11 protein-coding genes are annotated in these 13522 nt (G+C 66.7%); 7 read left to right on the forward strand and 4 right to left on the reverse strand.

The features are described from left to right. Positions 1 to 53: 53 nt before the first annotated feature. The gene (gene def / locus FAZ11_RS19640; protein WP_058773873.1) at positions 54 to 560 is read right to left on the reverse strand and encodes a peptide deformylase; all 507 of its coding nucleotides are present in this window, start codon (positions 558 to 560) and stop codon (positions 54 to 56) included. A 230-nt stretch (positions 561 to 790) separates the two neighbouring features. Here def and FAZ11_RS19645 point away from each other — a divergent pair, with 230 nt between their 5' ends. The 3 genes from FAZ11_RS19645 to tsaC all read left to right on the forward strand — a co-directional run bounded on the left by FAZ11_RS19645 (position 791) and on the right by tsaC (position 3581). Then, complete coding sequence (locus FAZ11_RS19645; RefSeq protein WP_058773874.1) at positions 791 to 1822, forward strand: LysM peptidoglycan-binding domain-containing protein; 1032 nt, start codon at positions 791 to 793, stop codon at positions 1820 to 1822. A 54-nt stretch (positions 1823 to 1876) separates the two neighbouring features. Continuing rightward, a complete protein-coding gene (gene dprA / locus FAZ11_RS19650; RefSeq protein WP_058773875.1) occupies positions 1877 to 2962 on the forward strand; it encodes a DNA-processing protein DprA in 1086 nt (361 codons plus the stop codon). 64 nt (positions 2963 to 3026) lie between these two features. Beyond that, positions 3027 to 3581 (forward strand): L-threonylcarbamoyladenylate synthase type 1 TsaC, encoded by a 555-nt coding sequence (gene tsaC, locus FAZ11_RS19655; RefSeq protein ID WP_058767008.1) that lies wholly within the window; start codon positions 3027 to 3029, stop codon positions 3579 to 3581. 3 nt (positions 3582 to 3584) lie between these two features. On the opposite strand, the gene FAZ11_RS19660 is transcribed toward tsaC, so the two are convergent. Further along, the gene (locus FAZ11_RS19660) at positions 3585 to 6971 is read right to left on the reverse strand and encodes a PAS domain S-box protein (protein ID WP_058773876.1); all 3387 of its coding nucleotides are present in this window, start codon (positions 6969 to 6971) and stop codon (positions 3585 to 3587) included. Positions 6972 to 7130: 159 nt separating this feature from the next. Further along, positions 7131 to 8108 (reverse strand): NADPH:quinone reductase, encoded by a 978-nt coding sequence (locus tag FAZ11_RS19665; RefSeq protein ID WP_058762521.1) that lies wholly within the window; start codon positions 8106 to 8108, stop codon positions 7131 to 7133. Positions 8109 to 8223: 115 nt separating this feature from the next. Here FAZ11_RS19665 and hemF point away from each other — a divergent pair, with 115 nt between their 5' ends. Together hemF and aroE are read left to right on the forward strand one after the other, a co-directional pair. Further along, entirely contained in the window at positions 8224 to 9153 is a 930-nt protein-coding gene (gene hemF, locus FAZ11_RS19670) for an oxygen-dependent coproporphyrinogen oxidase (RefSeq protein ID WP_058762520.1), read from the forward strand. A gap of 4 nt (positions 9154 to 9157) precedes the next feature. Further along, positions 9158 to 9973, forward strand: a complete 816-nt coding sequence (gene aroE, locus FAZ11_RS19675) for a shikimate dehydrogenase (protein WP_058762519.1) — start codon at positions 9158 to 9160, stop codon at positions 9971 to 9973. A gap of 331 nt (positions 9974 to 10304) precedes the next feature. On the opposite strand, the gene FAZ11_RS19680 is transcribed toward aroE, so the two are convergent. Continuing rightward, positions 10305 to 10856 (reverse strand): gamma carbonic anhydrase family protein, encoded by a 552-nt coding sequence (locus FAZ11_RS19680; RefSeq protein ID WP_058762518.1) that lies wholly within the window; start codon positions 10854 to 10856, stop codon positions 10305 to 10307. Between the two features lie 44 nt (positions 10857 to 10900). On the opposite strand from FAZ11_RS19680, the gene prlC reads away from it, so the two are divergent. Both prlC and FAZ11_RS19690 read left to right on the forward strand, forming a co-directional pair. Then, complete coding sequence (gene prlC, locus FAZ11_RS19685) at positions 10901 to 12997, forward strand: oligopeptidase A (RefSeq protein WP_193557169.1); 2097 nt, start codon at positions 10901 to 10903, stop codon at positions 12995 to 12997. Continuing rightward, on the forward strand, positions 12994 to 13266 hold the full coding sequence (locus FAZ11_RS19690; protein ID WP_058762516.1) for a YheV family putative zinc ribbon protein: 273 nt from the start codon (positions 12994 to 12996) through the stop codon (positions 13264 to 13266). Before prlC ends, FAZ11_RS19690 begins: the two co-directional genes overlap by 4 nt. Positions 13267 to 13522 lie beyond the last annotated feature (256 nt).

Here is a 13522-nt window from a genome sequence, read left to right on the forward strand (position 1 = left end):
ACCTGGCGGAAAGGGCGAGCGGCGGACGCCGATGACGCCGTCCGCCAGGGCGATCAGGCCTTGTGGCGCTGCTGCTTTTCGAGCTTCTTCTTGATGCGGTCGCGTTTGAGCGGCGACAGGTAGTCGACGAACAGCTTGCCGTCGAGGTGGTCGATCTCATGCTGGATGCACACCGCCAGCAGGCCGTCGCACTCCAGCTCGAAGGGTTTGCCGTCGCGGTCCAGGGCTTTCACCCGGACCCGCTCGGGGCGGCAGACCTTTTCATAGAAGCCGGGGATCGACAGGCAGCCTTCCTGGTACTCGCCCAGTTCCTGGGTGAGCGGTTCGGCTTCCGGGTTGATGAAGACCAGCGGCTCGCTCTTTTCTTCGCTGACGTCGATCACCACCAGACGCCGATGGACGTTGACCTGGGTGGCGGCCAGGCCGATGCCAGGCGCTTCGTACATGGTCTCGAACATGTCGTCGATGGTCTGGCGCAGGGCATCGTCCACCGTGGCAATGGGCTTGGCGACGGTGCGCAGGCGGGGATCGGGAAATTCGAGGATGTCTAGGATCGCCATGGCGTTGAGGGCACTTGTGGAATACAGTCAAGGGGCGCTGCTAAGATGCCGCAGCGTTGTATCCACCCCGCTCGGGATAGCTCCAGAGGGTGGATGACGTCGGTCGACGGGGATGAGCGCCTGCGCTGCCCGGGCCGACGAAAACAGCGCTCAGGGCACGACTGGGGCGATTCCCCGACGTTTGCGTGAAGACGGTTCTTCAAGGCTAAGAGTGTAAAGGGATTCGGCGCATGAGGAAATCTTTGTTCGCCCTGCTGCTGGTCGCAGCGGGCGCCCTGCAGTCGGCGTATGCAGCTGTCACCCTGCGCCCGGATCACCCCGACAGCTACACGGTGGTACGCGGCGACACCCTCTGGGACATCTCCGGCAAGTTTCTGAGCAAGCCCTGGGAATGGCCGGAGATCTGGCAGGCCAATCCGCAGATCAAGAATCCCAACCTCATCTATCCTGGCGATACGCTGGTGCTGAGCTATGTCGATGGCCAGCCACGCCTGCAGCTCAACCGCGGCGCCTCGCGCGGGACCATCAAGCTGTCGCCTACGGTGCGCAGCACGCCCATCACCGAAGCCGTCCCGGCCATTCCGCTGGAAGCGGTGAACAGCTTCCTGCTGCAGAACCGTGCCTTCGACGCGGTGGAGCAGTTCCAGCGCGCGCCCTATGTGGTGGCCGGCAATGCCGAGCGCGTGGTGAGTGGTGCCGGCGACCGCATCTATGTGCGCGGCAAACTGCAGCCGGGGGTGTCCGCCTTCGGCATCTATCGGCAGGGCAAGACCTATGTCGATCCCAAGACCGGCGCCTTCCTCGGCATCAATGGCGACTTCATCGGCAGTGCCAATCTGGTCGCCCAGGAAGGCGATATCGCCACCCTCAGGCTGACCCGGACCAACCAGGAGGTCCGTATCGGCGACCGGCTCTTCCCCACCGAAGAGCGGCTGGTGAATTCCTCCTTCATGCCCAGCGCGCCGGATCGCCCGATCAGTGGCCTGATTCTCGACGTGCCCCGGGGGGTGACCCAGGTGGGTCAATTCGATGTGGTGACCCTGAACAAGGGCGCGCGCGATGGCCTGGTGGAAGGTAACGTGCTGGCGGTCTACAAGACCGGCGAAACGGTACGTGACCGCATCACCGGCGAGCAGGTGAAGATTCCCGATGAGCGTGCCGGCTTGCTGATGGTGTTCCGCACCTACGACAAGATCAGCTACGGCCTGGTCCTGCTGGCGACGCGGCAGTTGTCGATCATGGACAAGGTGCGCAACCCCTAAGCGCTTTCTGCAGGTCGCCAGGACGGCGACCTTCGACTCTCAAGGACGACACCCATGGCTAGCCTCTCCCCCGCCGAGCAGGAAGCTCGGCTCCGTCTGCACGCCCTGCCGGAGATCGGCGCGGTGCGTCACCGGCTGTTGTTGCAGGCGTTTGGCAGCGCCGCCGCGGCCCTCAGTGCGCCGGCGTCGGCTTGGCGCGCCCTGCGTCTACCGGCCGTGGCCGCCGATGCCCGCCGCAGTGCCGAGACCCGCGAACGCGCGGCCCGTGCCCTGGCCTGGCTCGAGGCGCCCGACCGCCATCTGCTCTGCCTGGGTGAGGACGGCTATCCGGCCCTGCTCGGCGAAATCGCCGATCCACCGCCGTTGCTGTTCGTCGCAGGCCGGGTAGAACTGCTCGAGCGGCCCCAGCTGGCCCTGGTCGGCAGTCGCCAGGCCAGCGCCCAGGGCCTGGACAACGCGCGCCGCTTCGCCCACAGCCTGGCCGCCGCCGGCTTCTGCGTGACCAGCGGCCTGGCGCTGGGCATCGATGGCGCCGCGCACCAGGGCGCGCTGGATGCCGGGGGTGCTACGGTGGCGGTCCTGGGGACCGGTCTGCAACAGCTCTATCCCCGCCGCCATCTGGGCCTGGCCCGGCGCCTGCTGGCCGAAGGCGGCGCCTTGGTCTCCGAGCTGCCCCTGGATTGCACGCCCCAGGCGGCCAACTTTCCCAAGCGCAATCGCATCATCAGTGGACTCAGCCTGGGCACCCTGGTGGTGGAGGCCAGCCCCTCCAGCGGCTCGCTGATCACCGCCCGCCTGGCCGCCGAACAGGGCCGCGAGGTGTTCGCCCTGCCCGGCTCCATCCATCATCCCGGTGCCCGTGGCTGTCATCAGCTGATTCGCGAAGGCGCGCAACTGGTGGAAAGCGTGGAGCATATCCTCGAGGCCTTGCAGGGATGGCGCAGTCTGCCCGCGGTCGCGGCGCCCGCGCCGAGCGAGGATGACGTCCTGCTGCGGCACCTCGCCGCCGGTCCGCTCAACAGCGAGGAATTGACCCTCCTCAGCGGTCTGGCGCTGCCCGAGGTGCTGATGCGCCTGACCGAGTTGGAGCTGGAGGGGCGGGTGGCGGCGCTGCACGGCAGCTGGAGTCGGCTCGGCTGAATACGGACGACTGGCATCGACGCCGCGCTCGGGTAGACTTCAGGGATTTAGCGGAGGCAAGGCGATGCACAACAGTTGGCAAGTGCGGCAGGCGGCGCGGGTCGTCCGTGAGGGAGGCGTGCTGGCCTATCCCACCGAGGCCGTCTGGGGACTGGGCTGCGATCCCTGGGATCAGGCTGCGGTCTATCGCCTGCTGACGCTCAAGCGGCGACCGATGGAAAAGGGGCTGATCCTGGTCGCCGACAACATCCGCCAGTTCGACTTCCTGCTCCACGACCTGCCGGAAGAGTCCCTGGCCAAGCTGGCCAGCACCTGGCCGGGGCCCAATACCTGGCTGGTACCCCACCACAATCGCCTGCCCGGCTGGGTGACCGGCGCCCATGCCACCGTGGCGCTGCGGGTCTCCGAGCATCCGCTGGTGGGTGAGCTCTGTGCCCTGACCGGTCCGCTGATCTCCACCTCGGCCAATCCGGCGGGACGCCCGGCGGCGCGCTCGCGACTGCGGGTTCAGCAATACTTTCCGGACGGCCTGGACGGCATCCTCAGCGGCGAGCTGGGCGGGCGCAAGAATCCCAGCGTGATCCGCGACCTGGTGACCGGCAAGGTGTTCCGACCTTAGGTTTCAGTCCAGCAACTGACGCAGCTGACGCGCCAAGGCCTCGATCTGGAAGGGCTTGGCCAGCGCCGGTTCGCCATTGGGCGTGGGGCGCTCGGCGTGGCCGCTGACGAACAGCACCGGCAAGTCGGGGCAGCGCTCGCGCAGGCGCGCGGCCAGTTCGCCACCGTCGAGATCGGGCAGGCCGAGATCGGTGATCAGCAGATCACATGGCAGGCCGCCGTCGACCAGGGTCAGGGCGGCCGAGGCACTGGCCGCGGTGCGGACGCGATAGCCCAGTTCGGTGAGCATTTCCCGCAGCAGCAGCCGTACCGAGACATCGTCTTCCACCAACAGCAACCGCTCGCCACGGCTCTGGGCGATGGCCGCCAGGGGCTCACGATCTGCTGCGGGCAGCTGCGGTGGCGCGCAGGGTAGCCAGAGGCTGACCCGGGTACCGCTGCCGGGCGCACTTTCCAGGGTGACATGGCCGCCCGACTGCTTGATGAAGCCATAGAGCATGGACAGCCCCAGTCCGGTGCCCTGGCCAATGGGCTTGGTGGTGAAGAAGGGATCGAAGGCGCGATCCACCACCTCGGCGGGCATGCCGCTGCCGGTATCGGCGATGGTCAGACGAACGTAGTCGCCGGGCGCCAATTCGTGCTCGGCGGCCAGGTCGGTGAGGTGGTCCAGCGCGGTTTCCAGGGTCAGGCGGCCACCGTCGGGCATGGCGTCGCGGGCATTGATCACCAGGTTCAGCAGGGCGTTCTCCAGCTGGTTGGTGTCGGTACGCGCAGGCGGCAACTGGGGGCTGAGGTGGCTGCGCAGGGTGATCCGCTCGCCCAGGGTGCGCTGGAACAATTCCTCCAGGGACAGGATCAGTTCGTTCACGTCCACCGGGCGCGGATCCAGGGTCTGGCGGCGGGCGAAGGCCAGGAGCCGGTGGGTCAGGGCGGCGGCGCGGGTGGCGGATTGCTCGGCGGTGTCGAGGTAGCGCTGCAGATTGTCGTGGCGCCCCTGATCCAGCCGGCGCCTGAGCAATTCCAGCGAGCCGCTGATGCCGGTGAGCAGGTTGTTGAAGTCGTGGGCGATGCCACCGGTGAGATGACCGATGGCTTCCATCTTCTGCGCTTGACGCAGCGCCGCTTCGGCGTTCTGCAGGGCCAGAGAGGCTTCGTGTTCGGTGGTGATATCGCGACCGAAGACGTAGATGCGGCCGTCATGGTCGGCGGTGGCCTTCCACATCATATGGCGCCAGTGACCGTCATGGGTGCGCAGGCGCCCGGGTAGATCGCTCAGGGCCTCGCCATGGCGTAGGGCGGCCAGACGTGGAAATACCGGCGGATCTTCGGGATGCTCCAGGAAGGTAGGTGGCTGGTGGCGCAGTTCTTCATCGTCCCAGCCGAGCACTCGACTCCAGGCCGGATTGCGACTGAGCCAGCGCTGGCCCTGGATCACCCCGAGCAGGTCATCGGCTACCCGCCACATGCGGTCACGCTCGACGGTGCGTTCGTGGACGCGCTGTTCGAGCAGCTCGGCCAGGCGCCGCAGGCGATGCTCCGCCATGCGGATCTCGCTGACGTCGGTATGGACCCCGACCCACTCGCGAACCACCCCGCCTTCGCGCACCGGCAAGGCGCGCACGCTGAAGGTGCGCCACTGGCCATCGCGGCAGCGCAGGCGGTGCTCGTCGTGGAAGTCCACCTGTTGTTGTACGGCCAGCCGCCAGCGGCGCAGGGTGCGGGGCGCATCGTCCGGATGCAGGGCGTCGGCCCAGCCTTCCTTCTGGTACTGGGCGTAACTCTGTCCAGTGAGCGTGGCCCAGGCATTCTGGTTGCCCAGGAAATGACCCTCGGCATTGGTGGTCCAGACCACCCCCTGCACCGCCTCCACGGCATTGCGAAAACGCTGGTTGGACAGGTGCAACGCGGCTTCGGCCTGCTTGCGCTGGGTCAGGTCGACCACCACCAGACTCACCGACAGATCCTGGCCGACTTCCGATTGCAAGGGCGAGCCGTGCAGGCTGACCCAGACCACCGCGCCATCGGGACGCTGGAAGCGCTGGTCCAACTTGAAGCTGTCACCCCGCTCGCGCAGTACGGCCAGGCTGCTTTCCAGGGCTGCGCGATCATCGGGGTGGGTCTGGGCCTGCAGGGTCTGCTCCAGCACGCCCATTTCGTGGCGGCCGAGCAACTCGCAATAGCGGCGATTGGCGAGCAGCAGACGCCCGCTGGCATCGGTCTGGCAGATGCCGACCGCCGCCTGGTTGATCAGGCTGGCGAGGCGTGCACTGTGTTCGCGCAGGGCATTTTCGGCATCCACCCGCTGCTGGACATCGTCGAACAGGGTGACGGAAGCGATCACCTCGCCGCTCGGCGCGCGCACCGGTGCACTGGATACCTCCAACAAACGGATACTGCCGTCGGGGCGGCGATAGCGCATCAGCTCGGGAGGCACCGGTTGGCCACTGCGCAGCACCCGTACGGTGGGGTAATCGTCCACCGCATAGGGCTGGTCATTGGCATGCAAGGCGCCGATGGCCTGGTAACGCTCGTCCAGTGTCTCCCCTTGCGGACACTTGCCCAGTAGCACGTTGACGCGATCGTTGAGCATCACCGCCTTCTCGCTGCCGGCTTGGGTGATGGAGATGCCCAGTGGTGCCTGTTGCAACACGCTGGCCAGCAGGCCCTGTTCCAACGAGAGGCGCTGTTCGAGTTGCTGCACCTGGTCGCGCTGGCGATGACGTTCCAGTAGGACGCCGAGTAGCAGGGCCAATTGGTCCAGCAGCAGGCGGGTGTCGACATCGACCGCCGGTGTGCTCAGGTACAGGTAGCCCAGCGACTGCGCGGGCGGGCCCAGGGGAACGAGGTGTGGATCGTCTGCCAGGCTCGTGGTCTCGGTGGCCGCCAGAAGTAGGGCCTGGGGATCGTTGGCGAGATCACGCAGGGCCTGGGTGCCGCAGAGGCGCACGGCGGCGAGATCCTGAGCTCCGCTGAGTCGGCGCGACCATTCGCCCAGGGCTTGCAGGCGTTGCGGCAGGTCACGTTCGGTGCTGCTGCGGGCGGCGAAGCGCGTGCGGGTGGCTGGCGCCCGCCAGACATGCAGCAGCCAACCCACCGTGACCTCCGCGCGGCGCAGGGGCACCAGGTGCAGATCGAGGCGCACGACATGACCGTCGCGATGGCGCAGGCCCTGGCTCTGGCAGCGCTCGAGCGTAGCCAGCCACTGGTCGACGGGCGGCTCCGGCACCAGCAGGCCAGCGATGGGTTCGCCCAGCTTGTCCTCGGCGTTCCAGCCCAGCAATCGGGCAACGGCCGGACACCACTGGCCGATCCGCCCTTCGGCGGTCAGGGTGATCAGCGCCGTTTCCGTGGCGCTGTCGAGTAGGTTGGCGAGTGGGCTGGAGGTAGGCATGGCAAGGGCAGCGATCCGGCCGATTCGTGAGGAGTGTCGAGCCCATGAGGGCTCGACTGTCCGAGATAGACCGACTTTTGTCCCTGTCGTGCCGCCTTGCTTGAGGAAACTTAATGGCCGTCACGATTTCACCGAAACAGTTCGGCCAGGCCCAGTGGCTCAGGGCAGCAGGATCGTCGAGCCGCTGGTCTCCCGCCCGGACAGCGCCCGGTGCGCCTCCTGCACCTCGGCCAGCGGGTAGCGCCGGCCGATGTCCACCTGGATGCGGCCATCGGTGATCAGCTCGAACAACTGATCGGCCATGTCCTGCAGGGCTTCGGGCGAGGCGGCGTAGGTTCCCAGCGTCGGGCGGGTGACATAGAGCGAGCCCTTCTGCGAGAGGATACCCAGGTTGACCCCGGTCACCGCGCCGGAGGCGTTGCCGAAGCTGACCATGAGACCGCGCGGCGCCAGGCAGTCCAGCGACATCTCCCAGGTGTCCTTGCCGACGCCGTCGTACACCACCGGCACCTTGGCACCGTCGGTCAGTTCGCGAACCCGGGCCGGGACGTCTTCCTGTCGATAGTCGATCACCGCCCAGGCGCCCAGGGCCTTGGCCTTCTCCAGCTTTTCCGGCGAGCCGGCGGTGCCGATCAGGCGCACGCCCAGGGCCTTGGCCCATTGGCAGGCCAGGGAGCCCACGCCACCGGCGGCGGCATGGAACAGCACGGTGTCGCCGGCTTGCAGCGGATAGGTCTGGCGCAGCAGGTATTGCACGGTCAGCCCCTTGAGCATCACCGCCGCGCCCTGCTCGAAGGACACCGCTTCCGGCAGGTGGACCAGGTGGCGCTCGGGCAGGACATGGACCTCGCCATAGGCGCCCAGCGGGCCGGTGGCATAGGCCACCCGATCGCCCGCCTTGAAACGTTGCACGGCACTACCCACCGCCTCCACCACCCCGGCACCCTCGGTGCCCAGGCCCGAGGGCAGCGACGGCGGCGGATAGAGACCGCTGCGGTAGTAGGTCTCGATGAAGTTGAGACCGATGGCATGGTTGCGCACCCGTACCTCATCGGGGCCGGGGGCGGCGGGTTCGAAATCCACGAGTTCGAGTACGTCGGGACCACCGGTGCGACTGAACTGGATACGCTGGGCCATGTTGTTGGTTTCCTGTTGGCGTGATCCTTCATCCAAGCCGCAACCGCCGGCCGCGTCAACCGGTCGGATGCCGGTGTTATGCTCTGCCCTCCCCGCTGGTCTGGAACTCTCCGCGATGAATCCCTCCCTGGAGGCCGTCAAGGCCTATCTGCTCGCTCTACAGGAGCGCATCTGCGCGGTACTGGAAGCCGAGGATGGCACGGCGCGTTTCGTCGAAGACGCCTGGACCCGGCCGACCGGCGGTGGTGGCCGCACCCGGGTGATCGCCGAAGGCGCCGTGCTGGAAAAGGGCGGCGTGAATTTCTCCCATGTCCATGGCGACAGCCTGCCGCCTTCGGCCAGCGCCCATCGGCCGGAACTGGCCGGACGCAGCTTCGAGGCCATGGGCGTCTCGCTGGTCATGCATCCGCGCAATCCGCATATCCCCACCGCCCACGCCAACGTGCGCTTCTTTCTCGCCGAAAAGCCCGGCGAAGCGCCGGTCTGGTGGTTCGGCGGCGGTCTGGACCTGACCCCCTACTATGGCAACGAGGCCGACTGCGTGCACTGGCACCAGGTCTGCCATGACGCCTGCGCGCCCTTCGGCGCCGACGTCTATCCGCGCTACAAGGCCTGGTGCGACCGCTATTTCCACCTCAAGCACCGCGGCGAGCCGCGCGGCATCGGCGGGCTGTTCTTCGACGACCTGAACGACTGGGACTTCGACACCTGCTTCGCCTTCCAGCGCGCCATCGGCGATGCCTTCGTCGAGGCCTACCTACCCATCGTCCAGCGCCGGCGTCATCAGCCGTACAGCGAAGCCGAGCGCGAATTCCAGGCCTATCGCCGCGGCCGCTACGTGGAATTCAACCTGGTCTACGACCGCGGCACCCTGTTCGGCCTGCAATCCGGCGGGCGCACCGAGTCCATCCTCATGTCGCTGCCGCCGCAGGTGCGTTGGGGCTACGACTGGAAACCCGCACCGGGTTCGCCCGAGGCACGGCTGACCGATTTCTTCCTCACCGACCGCGACTGGCTCGCGCTCGAACCTTCGTCCGCAGGATAGCCCCATGGATCGCTATGCCGTCTTCGGCAACCCCATCGCCCACAGCAAGTCGCCGCTGATCCACAGCCTGTTCGCCGACCAAACCGGCCAGCGCCTGCACTACGGCCCCTTACTGGCGCCACTGGACGGTTTCACCGAAAGCGCCCGCAGCTTCTTCCAGAGCGGCCTGGGCGCCAACGTCACGGTGCCCTTCAAGGAAGAGGCCTACCGGCTGTGCGACGAACTCACCCCGCGCGCGCGCCGCGCCGGGGCGGTCAACACCTTGAAGCGCCAGGCCAATGGCCGCCTGCTCGGCGACAATACTGATGGTGCCGGGTTGGTGCGGGATCTCACCGTCAACGCCGGCCTGCAGCTGGAGGGCCGTCGCGTCCTGGTGCTGGGCGCCGGCGGGGCCGTACGCGGCGTGCTGGAGCCGCTGCTGGCCTGTAATCCCGGGCACCTGGTGCTGGCCAATCGCACCGAGCTCAAGGCCGTGCAGCTGGCGCGGGAATTCGCCGAGCTGGGCGTCATCGAGGTGGCAGCCTTCTCCACCCTGCGTGAACCCTTCGATGTCATCATCAACGGCACCTCCGCCAGCCTGGGCGGCGGTCGCCCGCCGCTGTCGGAGGCGGTGATCGGTCCCCAGACGGTGACCTACGACATGATGTACGGCAAGGACCTCACCCCCTTCAATCGCTGGGCCCTGGACGAAGGCGCCTTCCACACCCTGGATGGCCTCGGCATGCTGGTGGAACAGGCCGCCGAGGCCTTCGAACTCTGGCGCGGCGTGCGCCCGGACAGCGCCCCGGTGCTGGCGGAGTTGCGGCGGCAGTTGGGGTGAGGTTGGTGCCTGACGGTGTTGGGCTTCGCTGCGCTCAACCCAACCTACGGCCATCGCGGCCATGGGCCGCTCCTGCGAGGGTAGGCCTGACGATTTGTCGCGATCAGGCAAGGCCCAATGAAGCTGAAGGCCTGCTCTGATAGCCCCCTCTCCCTTCGGGAGAGGGTTGGGGTGAGGGCCCCCCTCGCCACGCAGCCCCAGTGGAAAAGGCCGTGCCGTTTTCCACACTACTCATGGTATCGCTGCGGCGATGAAACCGTTGCTCTCACGGGTGTCCGATGCGCCGTTAGGAGCGGCCACATCGGCGGACCACCATGGTCGCGATTCGACGCTAAGCCCCCTCCTCCCCATACCCCTCGGCCAGGTGCTGGTCCTTGAGCTTCACGTAGTTGCCGGCGCTGTAGGTGAAGAAGGCCCGCTCCTTCTCTTCCAGCGGGCGGATCTGCTTGACCGGGCGGCCGACGTAGAGATGCCCCCCTTCCAGCCGTTTGCCCGGCGGCACCAGGCTGCCGGCGCCGATCACCACGTCATCCTCCACCACGGCGCCGTCCATGACGATGCTGCCCATGCCCACCAGTACCCGGTCGCCAATCGTGCAGCCGTGCAGGGTCACCTGGTGGCCGACGGTGACGTCGTTGCCGATCAGCAAGGGATAGCCGTCCGGATTGAAGGCGCTGGCGTGGGTGATGTGCAGCACGCTGCCATCCTGGATGCTGGTGCGAGCACCGATCTGGATGAGATGCATGTCGCCGCGGATCACCGTCAGCGGCCAGATCGAGCTGTCTGCACCGAGGGTCACGTCGCCGATCACCACGGCGGTGGCATCGACGAAGGCGCGTTCGCCCAGTTGTGGGGTCTTACCCTGGAAGGTCCTTATGGTCACGATAGATACCTTTTCTCGTCGGAAGGGTCTTGAGACCTATTAGGATGGGCTCCATATATAACTGTCAAAGCCATCGCCCCGAGGGGAACGCCGTGAGCGCCAGCAATCCGCTGCTTCAGTCCTACGACCTGCCGCCCTTTTCCGCCATCAAGCCCGAGCACGTCGAGCCGGCCATCGACACCATCCTCGCCGAGAACCGCGCGGCCCTGGCCAAGCTGCTGGAGACCCAGAAGGAACAGCCCACCTGGGCCGGCCTGGTGCTGGCGATGGACGAGCTGAACGATCGCCTGGGCCAGGCCTGGAGCCCCATTGGCCACCTCAATGCCGTGTGCAACAGCGCCGAGCTGCGTGCCGCCTACGAGGCCTGCCTGCCCAAGCTGTCGGCCTACTCCACCGAGATCGGCCAGAACAAGGACCTCTTCCAGGCCTATAGCCGCCTGGCCGAAAGCGAGGAAGCCAAGGGCTTCGACGTCGGCCAGCAGACCACCCTGGAACACGCCCTGCGCGACTTCCGCCTGTCCGGAATCGACCTGCCGCCGGCCGAACAGCAGCGCTATGCCGCCATCCAGGCGCGCAAATCCGAGCTGGGCAGCAAGTTCTCCAACCAGCTGCTCGACGCGACGCAAGCCTGGACCAAGCACCTCACCGACGAAGCGGCCCTCGCCGGCCTGCCCGAGTCGGCCAAGGCGCAGCTGGCCGCCGCTGCCCAGGCCAAGGAGCTGGACGGCTGGCTGGTGACCCTGGAATTCCCCAGCTACTACGCGGTGATGACCTACGCCGATGACCGCGCCCTGCGCGAAGAGGTCTATGCCGCCTACGCCACCCGCGCTTCCGAGCAGGGCCCCAATGCCGGCCAGTTCGACAACGGCCCGGTGATGGAGGAACTGCTCGACCTGCGTCAGGAGCTGGCCCGCCTGCTGGGCTACGCCAACTACGCCGAGCTGTCGCTGGCCACCAAGATGGCCGAGAGCAGCGACCAGGTGCTGGGCTTCCTGCGCGACCTCGCCGTGCGCTCCAAGCCCTTCGCCCAGCGCGACCTGGACGAGCTGCGCGCCTTCGCCGCCGAACAGGGTGTGCAGGATCTGCAGAGCTGGGACACCGGCTACTTCGCCGAGAAGCTGCGCCAGCAGCGCTATGCCTTGTCCCAGGAAGAGGTGCGCGCCTGGTTCCCGGTGGACAAGGTGCTGTCCGGCCTGTTCGCCACGGTGCAGAAGCTCTATGGCATCGAGATCGCCGAGTTGCGCGACTTCGAGAAGTGGCACCCGGACGTGCGGCTGTTCGAGATCAAGGAAAACGGCACTTCCATCGGTCGCTTCTACTTCGATCTCTATGCCCGCGCCAACAAGCGCGGGGGCGCCTGGATGGATGGCGCCCGCGACAAGCGTCGCGATGCCCAGGGCCGGCTGATCGATCCGGTGGCCTACCTGGTGTGCAACTTCACCCCCGCCAGCCCCGGCAAGCCGGCGCTGCTCACCCACGACGAGGTGACCACCCTCTTCCACGAATTCGGCCATGGCCTGCATCACCTGCTGACCCGCGTCGAGCATGCCAGCGTCTCCGGCATCAACGGCGTGGCCTGGGATGCCGTGGAGCTGCCCAGCCAGTTCATGGAGAACTGGTGCTGGGAGCCCGAGGGTCTGGCGCTGATCTCCGGCCATTACGAGACCGGTGAGCCGCTGCCCCAGGAATTGCTGGACAAGATGCTGGCGGCGAAGAACTTCCAGTCGGGCCTGATGATGCTGCGCCAGCTGGAATTCTCGCTGTTCGACTTCGAACTGCACGCCACCCATGGCGACGGTCGCAGCGTACGCGAGGTGCTGGAGGGCATTCGCGACGAGATCTCGGTGGTGCGTCCGCCGGCCTACAACCGTTTCCCCAACAGTTTCGCGCACATCTTCGCCGGCGGTTATGCGGCCGGTTACTACAGCTACAAGTGGGCCGAGGTGCTCTCCGCCGATGCCTTCGCCAAGTTCGAGGAAGAAGGTGTGTTCAACCCCGAAACCGGGCGCGCCTTCCGTGAAGCCATCCTGGCCCGCGGCGGCTCCCAGGCCCCCATGGTGCTGTTCGTCGACTTCCGCGGTCGCGAGCCCAGCATCGACGCCCTGCTCCGCCATTCCGGGATGAGCGAGGAGGCGGCGTGAGCGAGCCGATCCGCAAGAGGTTCATCGCCGGGGCGGTCTGCCCGGCGTGCCAGGCGCAGGACACCCTGAAGATGTGGACCCAGGACGGCACGCCCCACCGTGAGTGTGTCTCCTGCGGCTACAGCGACACCCTGGATGAGCGCGGCAATTCGGTCCCCAAGGAATTGCCGACGCGGGTCAACATCAGTGCGCTCAAGCCCAAGAAGCCCGATCCCAAGGTCCAGGCGGTGCAGTTCTTTCCCAATCCCAAGTTGAAGAAGCCGGACTAGTCCGGACCCCGGCTGTAGAAGACCGCGCTTGGCACCTCGCCTGGCGCGGTTTTTTCTGCCAGGCGAAGGCAAACACGGGTCGGGCTTAACAGACTAGCCGCGGAATCGCTCGGAAAAGCGGGGGGTTCAAAACGTTATCCACAAAAATGGGATTCGTTAGCCAGCCGATCATCTTTTTAAACTATTGATATATAAGGACTTTTAAGGACTTATCAGCAGGCATGGGACTGGTTCCTGCATTTTATACCGCTTTTAT

Origin of the sequence: Pseudomonas rhizoryzae, from assembly GCF_005250615.1 — a bacterium.
Classification (GTDB): domain Bacteria; phylum Pseudomonadota; class Gammaproteobacteria; order Pseudomonadales; family Pseudomonadaceae; genus Chryseomonas; species Chryseomonas rhizoryzae.

Bases quoted from the DNA above. Each gene is read 5' to 3' on its own strand.
- FAZ11_RS19645 (WP_058773874.1), top strand. From the start codon at position 791: ATGAGGAAATCTTTGTTCGCCCTGCTGCTGGTCGCAGCGGGCGCCCTG.
- hemF (WP_058762520.1), top strand. From the start codon at position 8,224: ATGAATCCCTCCCTGGAGGCCGTCAAGGCCTATCTGCTCGCTCTACAG.
- FAZ11_RS19665 (WP_058762521.1), bottom strand. From the start codon at position 8,108: ATGGCCCAGCGTATCCAGTTCAGTCGCACCGGTGGTCCCGACGTACTC.
- tsaC (WP_058767008.1), top strand. From the start codon at position 3,027: ATGCACAACAGTTGGCAAGTGCGGCAGGCGGCGCGGGTCGTCCGTGAG.
- aroE (WP_058762519.1), top strand. From the start codon at position 9,158: ATGGATCGCTATGCCGTCTTCGGCAACCCCATCGCCCACAGCAAGTCG.
- dprA (WP_058773875.1), top strand. From the start codon at position 1,877: ATGGCTAGCCTCTCCCCCGCCGAGCAGGAAGCTCGGCTCCGTCTGCAC.
- def (WP_058773873.1), bottom strand. From the start codon at position 560: ATGGCGATCCTAGACATCCTCGAATTTCCCGATCCCCGCCTGCGCACC.
- prlC (WP_193557169.1), top strand. From the start codon at position 10,901: ATGGGCTCCATATATAACTGTCAAAGCCATCGCCCCGAGGGGAACGCC.
- FAZ11_RS19660 (WP_058773876.1), bottom strand. From the start codon at position 6,971: ATGCCTACCTCCAGCCCACTCGCCAACCTACTCGACAGCGCCACGGAA.